At 35.4% G+C, this 16,794-nt stretch carries 15 protein-coding genes; 1 reads left to right on the top strand and 14 read right to left on the bottom strand.

Annotation, left to right across the window (positions count from 1 at the left end):
* Window positions 1-62 precede the first annotated feature (62 nt).
* Window positions 63-1,853, top strand: coding sequence for an endonuclease (locus GTR01_RS04040; protein ID WP_160136564.1), 1,791 nt, complete (start codon window positions 63-65; stop codon window positions 1,851-1,853).
* A 72-nt stretch (window positions 1,854-1,925) separates the two neighbouring features.
* Here the strand turns inward: GTR01_RS04040 and GTR01_RS04035 are convergent, their stop codons facing one another.
* The 14 genes from GTR01_RS04035 to namA all read right to left on the bottom strand — a co-directional run bounded on the left by GTR01_RS04035 (window position 1,926) and on the right by namA (window position 16,728).
* Window positions 1,926-2,411 carry a hypothetical protein gene (locus GTR01_RS04035; RefSeq protein WP_160136563.1) on the bottom strand — a complete coding sequence of 162 codons (486 nt, stop codon included), beginning with the start codon at window positions 2,409-2,411 and terminating at the stop codon, window positions 1,926-1,928.
* Window positions 2,412-2,425: 14 nt separating this feature from the next.
* Entirely contained in the window at window positions 2,426-3,328 is a 903-nt protein-coding gene (locus tag GTR01_RS04030; protein ID WP_228452149.1) for a hypothetical protein, read from the bottom strand.
* A gap of 77 nt (window positions 3,329-3,405) precedes the next feature.
* Window positions 3,406-6,261 carry an OmpA family protein gene (locus GTR01_RS04025; RefSeq protein WP_160136561.1) on the bottom strand — a complete coding sequence of 952 codons (2,856 nt, stop codon included), beginning with the start codon at window positions 6,259-6,261 and terminating at the stop codon, window positions 3,406-3,408.
* A gap of 11 nt (window positions 6,262-6,272) precedes the next feature.
* Window positions 6,273-6,761: a DUF4280 domain-containing protein gene (locus tag GTR01_RS04020; protein ID WP_160136560.1), complete on the bottom strand. Its 489-nt coding sequence runs from the start codon at window positions 6,759-6,761 to the stop codon at window positions 6,273-6,275.
* Window positions 6,762-6,763: 2 nt separating this feature from the next.
* A complete protein-coding gene (locus GTR01_RS04015) occupies window positions 6,764-7,825 on the bottom strand; it encodes a hypothetical protein (protein WP_160136559.1) in 1,062 nt (353 codons plus the stop codon).
* A 13-nt stretch (window positions 7,826-7,838) separates the two neighbouring features.
* Window positions 7,839-8,879: a hypothetical protein gene (locus GTR01_RS04010; protein WP_160136558.1), complete on the bottom strand. Its 1,041-nt coding sequence runs from the start codon at window positions 8,877-8,879 to the stop codon at window positions 7,839-7,841.
* Window positions 8,880-8,938: 59 nt separating this feature from the next.
* Window positions 8,939-9,898, bottom strand: coding sequence for a DUF2931 family protein (locus tag GTR01_RS04005; protein WP_228452148.1), 960 nt, complete (start codon window positions 9,896-9,898; stop codon window positions 8,939-8,941).
* A gap of 111 nt (window positions 9,899-10,009) precedes the next feature.
* Entirely contained in the window at window positions 10,010-11,050 is a 1,041-nt protein-coding gene (locus tag GTR01_RS04000) for a DUF2931 family protein (protein ID WP_228452147.1), read from the bottom strand.
* Window positions 11,051-11,131: 81 nt separating this feature from the next.
* Window positions 11,132-12,505 carry a phospholipase effector Tle1 domain-containing protein gene (locus GTR01_RS03995; RefSeq protein ID WP_160136555.1) on the bottom strand — a complete coding sequence of 458 codons (1,374 nt, stop codon included), beginning with the start codon at window positions 12,503-12,505 and terminating at the stop codon, window positions 11,132-11,134.
* 24 nt (window positions 12,506-12,529) lie between these two features.
* Complete coding sequence (locus GTR01_RS03990) at window positions 12,530-12,709, bottom strand: hypothetical protein (protein WP_160136554.1); 180 nt, start codon at window positions 12,707-12,709, stop codon at window positions 12,530-12,532.
* 1 nt (window position 12,710) lies between these two features.
* Window positions 12,711-14,639, bottom strand: coding sequence for a type VI secretion system Vgr family protein (locus GTR01_RS03985; protein WP_160136553.1), 1,929 nt, complete (start codon window positions 14,637-14,639; stop codon window positions 12,711-12,713).
* Window positions 14,640-14,769: 130 nt separating this feature from the next.
* A complete protein-coding gene (tssD, locus tag GTR01_RS03980) occupies window positions 14,770-15,174 on the bottom strand; it encodes a type VI secretion system tube protein TssD (RefSeq protein ID WP_160136552.1) in 405 nt (134 codons plus the stop codon).
* Between the two features lie 193 nt (window positions 15,175-15,367).
* Complete coding sequence (locus tag GTR01_RS03975) at window positions 15,368-15,646, bottom strand: DUF2752 domain-containing protein (RefSeq protein WP_160136551.1); 279 nt, start codon at window positions 15,644-15,646, stop codon at window positions 15,368-15,370.
* Between the two features lie 29 nt (window positions 15,647-15,675).
* Window positions 15,676-16,728, bottom strand: coding sequence for an NADPH dehydrogenase NamA (gene namA / locus GTR01_RS03970; protein WP_160136550.1), 1,053 nt, complete (start codon window positions 16,726-16,728; stop codon window positions 15,676-15,678).
* Between the last annotated feature and the right edge of the window lie 66 nt (window positions 16,729-16,794).

Genomic DNA, 16,794 nt, shown 5'->3' with positions numbered 1-16,794 from the left:
TTAATAATAATGTAATTTTTTTTTCACAAAAATGTAGTAATCTTGTTGGAAATTTTATTAATATGAAAAAAATTATCTTATTCACTGTATTCTCGGGACTTACCTATGCTCAAGCTCCTGCCGGATACTACAACTCTGCCAACGGATTGAGTGGTGCAGCGCTAAAAACAGCATTAAGCAGCATTATTACCAGTGGGCATCAGGACAAAGGGTACAACGGATTATGGACTGCCTATAAAACAACTGATATTGATAAAGACTACGAAAATGATGGTTCTATTCTAGATATTTATTCAGAAAAACCTACAGGTGCTGATCCTTATAAATACACTCCAGGTACAAAACAATGCGGAACTTATTCCACGGAAGGAAACTGCTATAACAGAGAACATATTGTTCCTCAGAGTTTGTTTAACAAAGCTTCGCCTATGGTAGCTGATATTCATTTCATTCGTGCTACGGATGGAAAGGTGAACGGAATGAGAAGCAACTATCCTTTCGGAAAGGTAGGCTCAGCTACTTTTACTTCCCAAAATGGCTCAAAGCTTGGTAATTCTGCATCTTCAGGATATTCGGGTACCGTTTTTGAACCCATTGATGAGTTCAAAGGGGATGTAGCCCGTATGATCTTTTATTTCGTAACGCGTTATCAGAGTAAGCTTTCTTCTTTTTCTTCCGGAGATATGTTGGGAAGTTCTACATTTCCAGGACTTCAGACTTGGGAGCTGAATGTTCTTTTAGCATGGCATAATCAGGATCCGGTTTCTCAGGCTGAGATCAAAAGAAATAATGCTTCTTACGCTTATCAGGGTAACAGAAACCCTTTTATTGATAATCCTAGCTATGTGAATCTTATTTGGGGTTCTCAACAGCCTACAGCAGACACCCAGGCTCCGACAACAGCCTCAGGACTAGCCGTTTCTACCAAAACATCGAACAGTATTTCTCTTACATGGAATGCTTCTACCGATAATGTAGGAGTAACTGCTTATAATGTTTATATGAACGGAAGTCTGAAAACGACAGTAAATTCAACTACAGCGACTATTTCAGGACTAAATCCATCAACAACTTACAGTTTTTATGTAGTAGCTAAAGATGCTGCAGGAAATTCTTCATCCAACAGTTCTACAGTTTCAGGAACAACCAATACAGGAACTACTACTCCATCTACAGAATGTATCAATGAAAATTTTGAAAGCATTCCTGCTGGAAGTTCTAGCTATGTAACCCAAACCTGGAGCAATGGTGGTATTTCATGGACTGCTACAGATTCAAGAACTGACCAGACAATCAATAATAAAGCTATTACGGTAAGAAGTGGATCATTAACTTCCGGAAGCTCTACAAATGGTATTGGTTCTCTAACGGTGACAACCCAGTTAAAATTTTCGGGAACAAACGGAGTTCTTGATGTAAAAGTAAATGGAACAACAGTAGGAACAGTTCCTTACAATACTACTGCTACAACAACAACCATTAATAATATTAATGTTTCCGGAAATGTAACGGTAAGCCTTGTAAACAATTCTGCGAGTAACAGAGTGGCTATTGATGATCTTAAATGGACATGCTATTCAGGTTCTTCTGCCAGACAAGCTCAAAGCATCGCTCCAGAGAGTATCGCGCCAAGCTTTAGAATCACACCTAACCCTGTAACCAACCAGGAACTTACAGTAAAAGGTGATGTTCAGAATGTAAAAAAAGCTGAAATCTACACGCTACAAGGAAAGGTTCTTCAGAGCATTGACAGACCTTTTAAAAACGGAAACGTGATCAGAATCGGAGCGCTTAACCAAGGTGTTTATATATTAAAACTAGATGGTGCTTCTATGCAGTTTTTGGTAAAATAATTCAAGTATATTTATTATAAAAGGCCGGTCTCTTGTGAGATCGGCCTTTGTTTTTTATTATTCAAATAATTTTTATTGATCTTTTTTGACAGGATCTAAGGTGGGATCCCACAGTCCTAATTTGTATTTTTTATTGAGGTATTTCACAGTGCTGTTGCGGGACACTAAAAATTCTCTGGCTATAGCATATTCATCAAAGGTGATAGCGAAATGTTCTCTGTACTTTTTTATTTGAGGAGTAATAATGAGGCTATCAAAGGTTTCTTGCGCTGTTTCATTTTGATGAAAACTCAAAGAATCCCAAAGTTTTTTTTGGGTTTTAAAGCATGAATCTTCTATCTGATATTCATATCTATTGATGAAGATGCCGACTTCTGTATTTTTATCATCCAGTTTTTTAAGAAATGAATTAACATACTTCAGAGTATCTCCAGTAGGTTTATATTTTGCAATTACAGTTCTCAGTTCGTCATTTGCTTTTGTTTCTTTTTTCTGATTTTGAGAACAGGAGAAAAGCAATATAGACCAGGCTCCTATTAATGCTATATTCTTTATCATATCAAAGGCCTCACTTAGTAAACTTTAAATTCTTTTTCTCCTTGTGGGATGTAAAAATATCGGTTAATAAACATTCCTCTCATGCCTCCATCATAATCAACTTTTGCCCATAAGGCTGTGTTTCCTCTTAATTGATTGTCTGTTGTATCAAGCATTAATGCCGCCAATTTACCACCTGCAAAAAACTGTAGCTTATATTTTTCTATAGGCTGCATCTTGAAAGTAGAAGATGTATATGCCTGATTAAGCTCTTTCCAATTATTTTCAATTTCATTTTTGTTACTGTATCCGGAGACAAACAAGTCTTTGAAGCTATCATACTCAAGCTTTGCAATATTATCGAGCTCTTTGTTCTGATAAATACTCCAGATCTCTTTATATTTCTTCAGTAATTTAGCTTCCAACTCTTTTTTATCCATCTTTTGGAGATCCTGTGCGTTCTCAAAGACTGAATGTAATTGATATGGAACATTTACTTTGACATCAAAACTTCCTTCGTAATAATTTTTCCCTGCACCTACAAATTTTTGATTAGAATAATTATCAGCTATTTTTACTTCTGTGGAAGGGGTTTTAAATTCTTGTACTACAACATCTCCCTGGCTTTCATTTTTCATATCAAAAGATTCCAGATTCAACGTTAAAGAAGTCTCTTCAGATAAAGCTGCTGAATTGACCGGGTATAATTTGTAGGTTATTTTTTGAGTACCATTTTTAAAAATAAAAAGGTTTATCTCAAATGCAGAACTTGTTGGCTTTTTAAATTGTTTAAAAGCGGGAAAGTCATTAATAAATACTTCAAAATAACATTGATTATTCTCATATCTGAAGCCATAATTAGGTTCTATAGGATAATTCTTTACCTGCTTTGATATTTCTGTGACAATATTATCTGCTGTAATATTGGAATTTTGCATAGTCTTATTTTTTTCTTGTGAACAGCTTTGTAAACTGATTAATGTTAAAAGTATTGGGATAATTCTTTTCATTTTATTTAAGGTTTAAATAATTGAATCTCATACATTGGCATTTCAAAAGGTTCTATTAATGTAAACGGCACCGGCTTTCCTTTATTAGTAGATGTATCAAAAATATCAGTAAATCTATTTTTAATCTTGAGCTCTCCCAGATACGTTCCTTCAATACCAGAACAATATAATGTTTTTTTAACAAAGAGGCCTTTTCCCCCTTTATTATCTACTCCATATCTCAATCGGGATCCGCATGAACCTTGAATTGTTATATTGAGCTTTCCTTGTATTGAGGTCTGTAATGGATCAAATTCAAACTCATATTTGTATGATCCTAATACCGTTGCTGTAAATTTTATCTGATCTTTAAGCAGAACTTCATCTTTTGCTGTAAAAATACCATTCTTTAGCTTATCAATTATGGAGTATGTATTGGTAAGAAGGCTATATTTCACATTATGCTCAAACATTATATCGCCTTTGATCTCTATAATGCCTTTGATCTCAGGTACTCCTTTATTTTTGAAATATTCTGCAATGTTGTTATTATTCTCTTTATTTAAGTCTAATTTTTTCTTAGCTACCTTATCTTTCGGATACATTGCCCCTTTTATATCCTCTATCGTCTTAGTTATTAGCTTCAACAGGTCAAACTCTTTTTTGAAATTCAACGCAATTAAAGGATCTGCTTTTAAATTAGCTTTGTATACTACCCCCACCTTACCGTCTTTCTGTTTCTGATAATACATTCCTGCATTTATTGCTATTGCCGGTGGAATAAGCTCTACTCCTGCATCATCCATTCTTTTCAGAACTGACTCTGCTCTTCTTGCCATTTTAGCAAATTTCTGAAGCTTGGTAGCAATATTTCGACCTCTTGTGAGGTAGATCATCAAAAGTTCGACAAGAATTCCTATAACTACAAAACCATAAATAACGGCTGCCGCAGCAAATCTTGTATAATCCGTCTGCTTGATAATGTTTGTCTGAGTTCCTACTAAAGAAAGCTCTTGACCGGCTTTTTCTATAGTACGGTTGTGGATGGTATGAATTCCGTAGAAATAACTTTTCGCCTGGCTTTCAATATATTTCAGAAGGGTCTGCTCCACAATAAAGTTGGCTGGGAACAGTCTGAATATTTTATAGAAAATAGTACTCTTCAATTCATTTAGAACATCGGTAATTCCTTGTTCCAGGTCAAAGTTTTTTTGATGAAAATAGTAAGGCATTACTTTCTCATCCCCATTATACTGGAAATGACCGATCCAGATAATATCCGGATATACTCTTACTTCAAGTGTTGCATTTTTCTTACTGGCGTAATAAGCACAGCTATTGATATAAAATGCGAATTTATAATCAATCGTAGAAAACGGATTGAGATATTTCAACAGCATTAATGCATAGTTTTTAGGAAACGCAGACTGTTGTGAAAATACGGATTGTTTAACTTTATCTCCTTTCTTAGGAATTAGATCTTTACCTCCGGTTTCATTGATATAGATAATATTTTTGTCATGCTTTTCTTTTCTGAAACATCCTTTATCTATACGTTCTCTTACATTCACTGTAATTTCCTTCGCTTTCTTGGCATCCGGGGCAATGGTCTCATAGATCAATGCTTCCTGATTGTATTCCAGATAACTGAAATCAATTTCTACTCTGCGGTTCTTTTTATAGGCTTCTTCTGTTTTACCCATTACAGCAGGGTTTACCTCACCATAACCTCTTGTTTTAATTCGGTTTTTGATAAGTCCTCCATTCACAAAAAAATCTTTTACGGCTTGGGCTCTTCTTTCTGAAAGTGCCTGATTGTAATCCAGCGTTCCTCTATCATCGGCATGCCCGGAAAGGGTCATATCCAAGTGTTGGTTATACAGTAGAAAATCAAGCAGGGTCTGTAGAAATGCTCTTTCTTCCGGGCGTATCTCTGATTTATCAAAAGCAAAATGTATTCTTCTGGTTACCAACTGGGTTTCGGAAGTTACTTTTTTGAATTTGGTACTTCCTTCTTTAAAGACTACAAAATGGTCTCCATTATCATCTACACTGATTTCCTGGAATCTGCAGGAGTGGGTATTCTTTTGATTTTTATCGGGTAAACCTACTTTCGTTGGGGTATTATTAACCGAACTTTCTACAGCTTTACTTACTACTCTATTTTGAATCCTCAGAAAACGAGCATGAACTTTATCTTTACCATCGGTTACTTCGAGCCCTGAAGCCGTTTTTACTTTTACATAAAATTCTTCTTTGTCTTTAGGTCTGCCGATTTTACCATACCACTGATAGGTATTTCCCATTTTGAGGTTGATCTGACCATCTATTACTTTTGCATTATAATTTGTAATCAGTTTATCGTCATTAAGGCCTCTTCCTCCTTCTACTACTTTATAAACTTCTACAGTTACATTATCACCATTAAGCCCTTCTGTATCTAAATGAAGATAGATAATATGGCCATAAGAAAAAACATACGTCTTTCTTACATCATCACCTCCTTCCTTCATGCACCATCTACTGTTTACAATTTTAGGTTCACACCATCCTTTTACATAGAGTCCTGAGTTATGTTTTTTATCTCTGTTTCCTGAAAGGCTGGCTTCTATATAGTAGTAATAATTTCCACAGTATTTCTTCCCGATTACAAATTTAAATCCGGATGTCGATTGTTTTTTACTAAGAATGGATAATCTGTCCATACTCTCGCTCATCCAAACTACGGGTTTCTTTTTATCTTCAGCAGTCGTTCCCGGAAGCCACTGATCTACCTCAAAAAAACCATATTGATCTGCTTTTAGGGTAATTCTTTTTCCAGGCACAGTCATGCCTGGATAATGAGGGCCTTGAAATTTTATTGTTTTAACGCCTTTCTCCATTTCTTTGCATTTTAGATTACATTGTCCTCTCCTTGGTGGGTAGGCTGATCGTTATACATTGATTCCGTATTTACCAAAGGATTGATCTGCTGCTGCACATCCTTATTGGCATTTTTAAAGTTTTGCTGACTGGCTTCTGCTCTTTGGCCATGATCTGTAATTTCTATACATGGAGTTCCAGCAACGGCACAGATGGCTTTGCTGTCTTCCAAAATAATATATCCGCCGTTACTTAATTGTACTTTATCATAGAAATTCTGCCATTCGGTCACCATGATCTTACATGGCGGTGGTGGCCCTCCGTTTTTGGTACAGTTTCCGAATGTATTTTTCTCAAATGTTGCTCCTCCTATTTCTTTTGTGGTAACGATGAGTTTTTTGGAAGCATTTTTATCGTTAGCATATTCTTTTTGGTGTGAAAGTACTTTAAGTTTATCCGGAGCCTGTCCGAACTGGCACTTGCACATGGCTCCCTGTACTACAATATGTTTTTCAGCCATGGTTATTGTTCTTTATTGGATACTAGAAGTTTTGTCAGGTATTGGTTTCCAAATTCAAGTTGAACAAAACTATTATTCATTTTGAAAGTAACTACCGTTACTGCTGTTGCTGTATTGGCATCAACTTCTACCGTTGTTTGATAAAGCTTGGCATTATATCTTGCAAACTTGGCTTTACATTCTGAAGCAGAGCTTTCATTGAATACAAGTCCGTAAGGTAATCCGGAAACTTTTTTGTCACCGTAATACTGTAGGGCATAGTACTCTTCGCCGCCATTCATTTTAGTATAGATCAGATTAAATACTTCATCAATATCCCAGCTTGCATATTTTCCTCCTTTACAATCTTCGCATTTCAGTTCCTGGGGTTGTATCTGTAATGATTTTGTAAAGGTTTCAGCCGTTGTCGGCAGAGTAATAAATTGCTTTTTACTGAATAATGCCTGTAGCTTTTTTGAAGTTGTTTTCTGAATAAGCTTTCTATTTTCCAGTTCTTCCATCTGAACTCTGGCTTGTGCTTCCGCAACAGCGATCTGTGCTGCTGTAGGTTCTGCAGCGGCATCTGCGGTTGCCCACGCAGATGAGGATTTTGTTTTTTTATAGTTTAGCAGAAATTCTTTGATTTCGTTTTCTACTTTTCCTGTGGATTGGGTACGTTTTATATCTACCTCTTTCTTTGACCATCGATCGGGAATGATAGATTCAATATCGATGCTTACTTTTGTACTTTTTTTAGATATTTTCTTAAAGGTTACTGTCCAGCTTGCTCTTTCAATAAACTGTTTGGCTTTTGCTCCTTTATTCAAAGCAAGATTTAGATAAGGATTTTTTTTATCTGCATCATCTTTCAGGTTAAAAAGATCTACTGTAGTTGAAAAATTATCGGGAACAGCTGCCGCATCCATTGCGATATTCTTCGTAAAGTCATTTTGAAAATCAAAAATGATATTTTCCAAAACCTCAATACTCTTTGGTACCGTAAATTCTACTTTTTGTGCAAAAGATAAACTGAAGCACAGCAGCCCTATCAAGGTAAATAGTTTATCGTCTAATTTAAATTTCATTTTATTTGTTTTTTTATTCTGCTATTGTGGAAACCACCACTGATATTTTCTTTTCTTCCTCTAGCATCATACTGCATTCCAGATATAAAGATTCTGGCAGTAAAGTTTCTCCGTTCAGATAATATTGTATTCTAAAGTTACCTTCTTCATTCATGGTCGGATCATCTGTAATAATCATTGAGAAAGGATATTCATTGATAAAATCGGATATGCTTCTTTCATCATATAATCTTCCTTTTCCTGCTATATTGATCAGATCATATTCATCTTTTATGGGATCTGTTTCTATATGTATTTTATAGTTGGGTTCTATCGGGTTGCTGACAACTGGAAAGTTCTCCTCCAGCTCCAGCTGATAGTTTTCTCCAAAGCTCTGATAAATTCCCAAGAACAATGTTCTCAGGAAATAATCATTTTTAAGATAAAGGTCTACAGCATCGCCCTCCTCTATAATTTTTTCTATTCTCAGGCAATATTCATCTACAATTTCTCCTTCAAACTCTTGATAAACTTCTTCTTTAACACTTTCCCATCTTTCTTTAAAGCATGAAACGTTCTCTACCTGATTGAATTTTCCTCTCTCATCTACACTTACTTGTAATGGATACAAAACTTTTGAGGTTTTATAAGCCAGCATATCTGCAATTTCATTGACTTCCTCCTGGTTCAGATATAAGTTTGAAGTACGGTTGATCTCAAAAAAATGCTGCTTATTCTCGTATTTCAACCAACGGACTGAGGCATTATATTTTAGTTCATTTTTATGTTCTCCAGTTTCAAAATTAATGGTTACTCCATATTTGCAGAAGGAATGTTCCGGCTGAAAAATAAGACGATTTCCTCTTCCAAATCTTACCAATTTATTCTTGTCTGCAACAGCAGTTCTAGGAATAAAAAGCTCTTCCTGTCTGGTAAGGTCTATAAGGATCATATCTTTTACCTCGCAGTGATTGTTATGGAATAACTTTAAAGCATCTGCATCCATATCATAAAGAGCAGCAATGCTTTTTAGCTTTTCATTTTTCTGAACGGAATGTATATTAAACTTCTTCATAATAAGTCGGCTTCATTGTTTTTCTGAACCTAATTCTTTTATATACTATTGATGTACATTTATTTTGACTTATACTTTTTAAGTTCCCACATATTTTCATAATCTATTTTCTGTATTGGGAATTCTTTATCTCCTTGTTTCAAAATCAGCTTTCTGTTGGTAAGATCTTCATTCATTTGAAGGATAATTTCTATAGGTTGGTTTGCATCTGTCTTTTTAAATAATGAAAAGATTTCATCTTCATCAAAATATCTTACTTCAAAAACAGTCTGTTTCCCATTCTTATCTTCAAACAAAAAAGATAACAAACGCGGAACAGCTCTTTCTTTAAAAGGATTCTTAGTAATGGTTTCATTAAATAATGTTTCCATTTCTCCATTGTACATTTCCATCGTCACATTTTTCAATGTATGATTAGGAATTTCTATGCTTGTTTTCCAATTGTATTTTTTACGATAAGTATCCCAGATTCCAAACGGGATTCCGTTTTTCATCATATTTTCATAGGCTTCGGGAACAAAGGCGCTCATATCAAAATATTCTTTCTGAGTGATGGTTGGATTTCCGGGAACATAATCTTTCATGGCAACTTGAGTTTCTTTTGCCTGATATCTACCTATTTCTATTTGCTGGTCATTACCGTACATCCAGACTACAGCAACTCCTCCTGGTGCCAATCCTACAACTACTGAAGAATAAGTTCCCTTTTCATTGTTTCTCCAATTCACTGTTCCTTCTTTAAAAAGCTTTTTTATTTTATCTACAGGCAACTCCCAACTTCCGGTATAAAATTTATTTTCTAAAAAAGAAGCCCAGGTTACCTCCAGTTTTACAGGAACTGCTTTTAAATCCTCTCCCTGAGTATGGGTAGAACCACCATATCCCCAACCTGTATGAGAAATCCCGGAACATGGAATATACACATTGGTACCATCTTCAAGATAAAGATTGCCCTTATATATGTTCATAGGATATAAAAAAGGTGAGCTTTCTGTAGGAAGCCATTTGTATTTTTCCATTTTATTTTGACATGAGATTAAGAAATATTGAAATATCAGTATATAAATTAAGAGCCTTTTCATATCTCAGTCATTAATTACAATCATCATTCATAATGGTATGGAACTATTCTACTGTTCAAAAGTTTTTGTGATAATACCTTTGAAGGAAAGATTCTGATCTCCTTGTTTTAATGAAACATTGATAGATTGATCACTTCCTACATTAATTGCTAGTTGTGCAGATTGATCAGATTTCAATAGGTGAAAATTTTTGTATACTTCTTCTTGTCTGAAGTCTGAAGGTCTTGCATCTGTTGCAGAAGCTTTAGTTGCTTTATAAATAGCATTATAATAATTCATATTATCCCCAAAAACAATCCTTGAATTATAATGCTTTCCATTGAGTGACCAAAAGAATTCTATATTATAAGGTACTGCTCTTTTTCTATCTTTGTGATCAGCATTATAGAGTGTTTCTGTTTCAGCATTAATTGTTTTTATCGAAATATTTTCCAATTTACTTCCTGATGGCAGATTTACAGCAGGTACCCAACTGAACTTCTCTTCATAAGTTTTCCAAAGGCCTAAAGGAAGTGTTTTGGTCAGGATTTCGTTTTTAACTTTTGGAGTGTAGACATTATTATTTAACCCATATTCCACTTTTTCTTTGCGGTCTGAGTCTTCAAAAACAGAACTCCATTTAGGAAAAGCTTCTTTAGCTGTAAATGTAGAAAGTACTTTTTGAGCATCTTCTCCTTTCATCCATACAACTACCATTCCGCCTAATGTAAATCCAACTTCTATACGGTTATATTTATGAAAAAAGCCGTCTTTGCTGTTTTCATTTTTTTTATTGGCGTATTCCGGATCATCTGCTTTTTCATTAAGATATTCTTTGATTTTATCACTAGGAAGATTGAACTCTCCTTCATAAAATTTATCTTCTGCATAAGAATAATAACCTACTTTCATTGTAGCAGGTAACTTTTTATCTTCTTTTTCATTTTTCACATAGGTTACTCCTCCATTTCCCCATGGTCCTCTTTGAAATCCAAGTCCGTCAATTTGAATCATTTTGTTATCCTTAGAATAAAATACCTGTCGGTAAGTATCTATAGGATAGTTTTCATCACATCCGGAACCGGTTTCATAAACATATATATCATTCATTACATTACCTTTTTGACAATTATAGAGCAAACTACTTAGAGTTGCAGATAATAGAAATATTTGTATTATTTTTTTCATGGATTAGCCGTTTATAATTTCTCTTCTTCCATCGTTTCTTGGACCATGTCCTGCTTTCCCTGTTGCAGACCAATGTACGTAATTATTGATAAGCTTTTTTTCATTCTCAAAATCAAGATATTTTTTATAAGAAATCTTGTTTCTTTCAAAAGCATTCAGATTTTTTGTTTCATCAATATATTTCTGTAGTCTAGTTTTGACATAGCTTAGAATGTGAGTCCCATTTTGCCCTGCCTTTTGTGGAATCTGAAACTTGAACTCCACAGAAGAGGTATTAAATTCCGATTTTTTATCTTTAGCCATCTGGCACATAAAGTGTAAAGGAATATAGCTGTATCTTTTATCAATATATCTTTCACCCTGTAAATAAATATGGTTGACATATTTATTAGAGTGTGGACCTGTTTTAATCTGTCCTTTGAGATACCATCCTTGATCAATAAAAACCTGTTTTTTACCTTCTGCAATACGGTTATATTCCACAGGGTCATTAATAACTCTTGCTGGCGTTAAAGAGGGACTGTGATCTTGTTTAAATACCTCACTTTCGTAACATCCACCAACATCGGCATGGGCACCAGGAATTGTAAATTCTTTCCCTTTTTCTCCCGCACTTGTAATATCAGTAAGACTGAAATTAGTTCTCCATTCGTGACCTGCTGCAAACTGTACAACATTTTTCACAGAACTGTTTCTTATAGAATCTAGACCCAAATCTTCCACATCATTACCAAAATCACCACCATAAGAAGACACGGTATCATATAATCCGACAAATCTTATCTGAAATTTATTAATCTGAATATTATAATTAGCCAACAACTGTCCTAACACTCCTCTTGCTGGATTTTTTCCATTTCTTAATTGTGTTACCTCATGCACAAAATGACGTGCGGCTGCAGCTCCTCTACTAAAGCCAAATACATCAAGAATAAGGTTTACTGTTTTTTTCTTTGTGGCAAAACTTTTAATTTTTTCAGCCACAAGTCTACACCCTATCTTCACTTTGGCAGGCACTCCGGTGCTACCTGTTCCCGTAATATATCCTTGACTGGCATCTGTTCTTGCTCCGTTTTCTGTCCCAATTCCTTCTACATAGATTGAATTCTGACTGTTATTATTATAAAAATGATACATTCTTGCAACATTAGAATAGTCATTATCATAACTATCAGCATCAGCTTTTAGTATAGGATAATCGTCTACAGCATCTTCATCATAGGGTTGTTTCGCTCTTTTCTTTTGATATTCTTTTCGGAGATAGGTATTCCTTTCGTTATTCAGGGTACCATCAAAAAAGACACCTATGATTACTTCCTGTATCCCGTCATCTTCTTCTTCGGAAGGTGTATAATTTCCAAAAACTATATTTGACATAGATTCTTATTAGATCTTATTCTGTTATTTGTTTTTCTTATATCCCTCTGATACTATTTTCTTCATGCTTGCTAGTACAAGGTTTTCATCTTTTGCTTCTACATTAATCTTTTGAGCAATTTTTTCAACCTTTTGTCCAACATTCAAGTGGTAAGAGTCTTTAACTTTTATATGAATATTAGTTGCTGTTTTAATGATTGCCATATTAGAAAAGTTTTGATTTTTCAGCACTGTTGAATTCTACAATTTTTCCGCTTTGCATGGTCATATTTTCCTGTTCGCTGAACATGGAAATTTCGCCTGCTATTTCGTTGGAGGTTTCAGATTGCCTTTTAAATTCTTTATCTACCAATTCCGTTCTGGTATCTGAGGATTCCCTGATATCTCCCGATGCGGTCTGCATAATATCTTTTCCTGCGGTTGAATTAATATCTTCATTGGCTGTACTGGTAATACTTGCTCCTGCATCAATAGAGATTTCTTTTCCTGCAGTAATATTGATATTCTCTCCTGCATTTAAAGTAAAATTTTTAGGAGCTTTCATATTAATATTTCCCTTTCCATCCATAAAATAGCTATTTCCGCTCGGATCTAGAATCGTCACACTTCCTTCATCATCATTCAATAAAATTCTGATTCCGCTTCTGGTTTGTATCGATTTCAATCGGTTATTGATTCCGCCACCTAAAGCGACTCCGCCGTGAAACATTCCTCCCATTACGAAAGGTCTGTCCGGATGACTGTGAACGAAATTTACCATTACCTGATCTCCTACCTCCGGAATGGCTACGTATCCTCTGTTTTGAGATACCTGATCTGTTCCTCCTGCATCGGGGCTCATCATACGGATAAAATGGGTAGTGTCATTGGTCTGCCAATCGAATCTTACTTGTACTCTGCCTTGTCCTAAAGGGTCTGTATTAGAAATCACTGTGGCGGTCTGTGGTTCTGCTTTTGGAACAGTATATTCCGGTCTTGGCAGAAATCCTGTATCGGCAGCAATTCCCACGAAACTTCCCTGATAATGGCCTATTGTATCAATTTCATGCTCAGCTTCCGTGATCATGATTCTTGTAAAATAAGACGTTTCATTAGAATCTGGTTTACGCATCTGTACATCAGCTACGCAACCCGGGTGTAAAAAAGGAACAGTGGTATTCCCTGAAATAGTGAAGACATTTACAGCCTCACTTCCGGAAGCACTTTTCTGTGAATATTCAACATCCAGATGAGTATTTGCTTTCATTGGAGCCACTTGTAATGCCGGGGTCTTATAAATAGAGTCGTTATGGCTGTATGCTTTTTTTGCCAGATCTCCTACATGTTTAATTGGTGTAGAACCTGAAGTCAGTTTTTCATCTTTGCTGCTGTTATATCCATAGAATTGGGGCTTGGTATGAACTGCTTTTAATTCCACTTTTATATCATTGGCACTGCTTCCATAAGTAAGGATAATCGGCTTATTTTGCGGTGGAAGTTTTCCGAAATGAAGCACTTCCCCGTCATAATAGAACTGCTCACCATAAGCTTCAGCCATTCTGGCCAGATAGTTATAATGTGTTTCATCATACTGACTGCTATAGATGATCTGAGAAAAATTATTCGCATCTATCCTGATATCAAAGCGACTTTTATCTATTCCTTGTCTGATGATATCTTCTGCGATGATTCCCATATTTACAGATTGATTTCCTCCAAAACTCTGAATATGCGGAGCTCCATCTAATAGAATTGTCGGGCTACTTCCTGTCAGGACAATATTTCCCAAACTCATTTTCTCCTGGCTGAATCCTACTCCTGTAATAACACCTACGAAAGTTCTTTCAGGACTGTTATCGATGTCTTTATATGAAATAATGGCTGTAAGACGTTTTCCAAGGAATTTGTTGGCATCTTCCAATGAATGGGTTTGCCTTTCTCCCAAGGTATCATGAGCTAGAGTCAATGTGAATTCATGATGTCTTCTTGTGCTTTGTTTAAGCTTGAAATGTTTATAGTATTTGATAATCTTTCCCTCTATCACGATGGAAAGCTTTACCAAGCGATTAATACCTGTATGATGATTTTCAGATATACCATCCGCATTTTGTGTAGGACGAAATGCAGCATTGGATATTCCGGGTGTATTTGACATATTTTGTGGCGATTTGTTTTTAAATAGTGTTTAGGAAAAGGAAATTTTAAGTTCCTTTTAGAATAGGCATGAATAAGGTAAAAAAGACCGTCTTATGAAGACAGTCTTTTTATTTTTAAGTGACAAAGACTTAGCTGCTTGGCCAAAGTCCTGCGTATTCAGAATTACCATAAGTAATCGTTTCAGCGCTTACGACAAAGCTAATCAGCATAYTGTTGCTGTCTAYTGCRTCRAAGTCTACTTCRTGYTGRATYACATATCCGTTYTCCCATTTCAAAGTAATTAATGTTCCTTCTTCGTGAGATTTATTGAAATTGATTTCTCCTGTTGTAGGTTTATATTTGCTGTTTAGTAAACTTTCCAAAACATCAGATTTTTCTGTTGCTTCGATGGTTACTTTAATCAGTGCATTTGACGGATCTGATGCTACACGTCCTGAAACATCAGTAGCTCTTGAAACGCTGTAATTAAGTTTTAATAACTTCTGACCTTCACCTCCATTGAATTTTAAGATTCCTCTTGAATTTCCTGCCATATTCTTAAATTTAAATCATTAATGATAGCCCTGTTTAAAGGATTTCTCATAACAAAGATAGAGTTCATGTTCTAATTTAAAAAGTTTTAAGACCACTGTTTCAAAAATTGTAGTAATTCTACGACTTTCGTTCTTTTAGAATTAAATAATATTAAAAAAACAGCTTCAATTTTTAATATTCTCTAAAATATAATCAAAAATGTTTATAAACATAAGAAATAACAGCAATCACGAGGTTAACGATCACCAGCTTCATAAGAACCGATGAATACTTTCTTTTCTGATCGATAACACTTAGTCCTAAAATAAAAAAGAACAGCAATACAGTATATACTGCCGGATACATTTTAAATGCTTCCGAAAACTTTCCTTCAAAGACCAAAACGATGGCTCGCTGAGCACCACATCCCAAACATTCCACGCCCAGAAATTTCTTACTGGGGCAGGTTAGCATAAAGTCTTCTATGTTCATTTTCTTAGCATTATAATGTTCTGATCGTATTATGAAGAGATTTTAGCTCTTGTATATTGATGTGGAAAAAAGCAGTCTTCTTTCATCTCAAAGCTTCCCTGAACTGCAAGGTATGGATTTCTTAAAATTTCTCTTGCCACAAAAATCAGGTCTGCCTCTCCGCTCTGAAGAATTTCCTCTGCCTGCTCAACTTTTGTAATTAATCCTACTGCTCCGGTTTTCACACCAGCTTCAATTTTTATCTGAGAAGAAAACGGAACCTGATAGCCGTTGAAAACTGAAATTTTTGCTCCATGAATATTGCCACCACTCGATACATCTACAAGATCAACGGAATGCTCTTTTAAAACTTTTGCAAGGGCAACACTATCCTCAATATCCCATCCATTTTCAGCATATTCAGTTCCGGAAATCCTTACAAAAAGTGCTGTATTTTCGTTTAATTCCTCATTCACAGCATCTACAATTTCAAGGAGAAATCGGATTCTGTTTTCAAAACTTCCGCCGTATTCATCAGTTCGGATATTGGATAATGGAGATAAAAACTGATGGATAAGATATCCATGTGCTCCATGAATTTCAATAACATCAAAACCTGCTGCTACAGCTCTTCGGGCTGCTTTTTTAAAATAATGAACCTGTTCCTTTACCTCAGCAGTACTCAAAGCGTGTGGAATTCTTTCTGACGGATGATAAGGAATAGAACTTGGCGCAATGGTTTCCCAACCTTCTTCAACAGAAATTTGCAGATTATTCCATGTAGAGCCTTTTCTTCCTGCATGAGCCAGCTGGATTCCTATCTTACTATCTGAATTTTGGTGAACAAATTCTACAATTCGCTGTAGTTTTTCCGCTTGTTCATCATTCCAAATTCCCATGCAGTGATTGGTAATTCTTCCTCTTGGTTCCACCCCTGTAGCTTCTACCATAAGTAGCCCGGTTCCACCCTGTGCCCTACTTCCGTAATGCACAAAATGGAAGTCATTGGCCATTCCGTTTTCACATGAATACATACACATGGGAGACATTACCCAGCGGTTTTTCAACTCTACCTTCCTGAATTCTATTGGAGTATATAACATTTTATTGCTTTAAAAATTGAACTTTTCATTGGAAGAATAAAATATTGCCCACCTCATTAAAAAGAA

The organism is Chryseobacterium sp. c4a, from assembly GCF_009900745.1.
Lineage (GTDB): Bacteria > Bacteroidota > Bacteroidia > Flavobacteriales > Weeksellaceae > Chryseobacterium.
Note: the sequence above shows the minus strand (reverse complement) of the source record. Positions and strands in the feature narration are given on the sequence as shown.

Bases quoted from the DNA above. Each gene is read 5' to 3' on its own strand.
- GTR01_RS04040 (WP_160136564.1), top strand. From the start codon at position 63: ATGAAAAAAATTATCTTATTCACTGTATTCTCGGGACTTACCTATGCT.
- GTR01_RS04035 (WP_160136563.1), bottom strand. From the start codon at position 2,411: ATGATAAAGAATATAGCATTAATAGGAGCCTGGTCTATATTGCTTTTC.
- GTR01_RS04030 (WP_228452149.1), bottom strand. From the start codon at position 3,328: ATGCAAAATTCCAATATTACAGCAGATAATATTGTCACAGAAATATCA.
- GTR01_RS04025 (WP_160136561.1), bottom strand. From the start codon at position 6,261: ATGGAGAAAGGCGTTAAAACAATAAAATTTCAAGGCCCTCATTATCCA.
- GTR01_RS04020 (WP_160136560.1), bottom strand. From the start codon at position 6,761: ATGGCTGAAAAACATATTGTAGTACAGGGAGCCATGTGCAAGTGCCAG.
- GTR01_RS04015 (WP_160136559.1), bottom strand. From the start codon at position 7,825: ATGAAATTTAAATTAGACGATAAACTATTTACCTTGATAGGGCTGCTG.
- GTR01_RS04010 (WP_160136558.1), bottom strand. From the start codon at position 8,879: ATGAAGAAGTTTAATATACATTCCGTTCAGAAAAATGAAAAGCTAAAA.
- GTR01_RS04005 (WP_228452148.1), bottom strand. From the start codon at position 9,898: ATGGAAAAATACAAATGGCTTCCTACAGAAAGCTCACCTTTTTTATAT.
- GTR01_RS04000 (WP_228452147.1), bottom strand. From the start codon at position 11,050: ATGAATGATATATATGTTTATGAAACCGGTTCCGGATGTGATGAAAAC.
- GTR01_RS03995 (WP_160136555.1), bottom strand. From the start codon at position 12,505: ATGTCAAATATAGTTTTTGGAAATTATACACCTTCCGAAGAAGAAGAT.
- GTR01_RS03990 (WP_160136554.1), bottom strand. From the start codon at position 12,709: ATGGCAATCATTAAAACAGCAACTAATATTCATATAAAAGTTAAAGAC.
- GTR01_RS03985 (WP_160136553.1), bottom strand. From the start codon at position 14,639: ATGTCAAATACACCCGGAATATCCAATGCTGCATTTCGTCCTACACAA.
- GTR01_RS03975 (WP_160136551.1), bottom strand. From the start codon at position 15,646: ATGAACATAGAAGACTTTATGCTAACCTGCCCCAGTAAGAAATTTCTG.
- namA (WP_160136550.1), bottom strand. From the start codon at position 16,728: ATGTTATATACTCCAATAGAATTCAGGAAGGTAGAGTTGAAAAACCGC.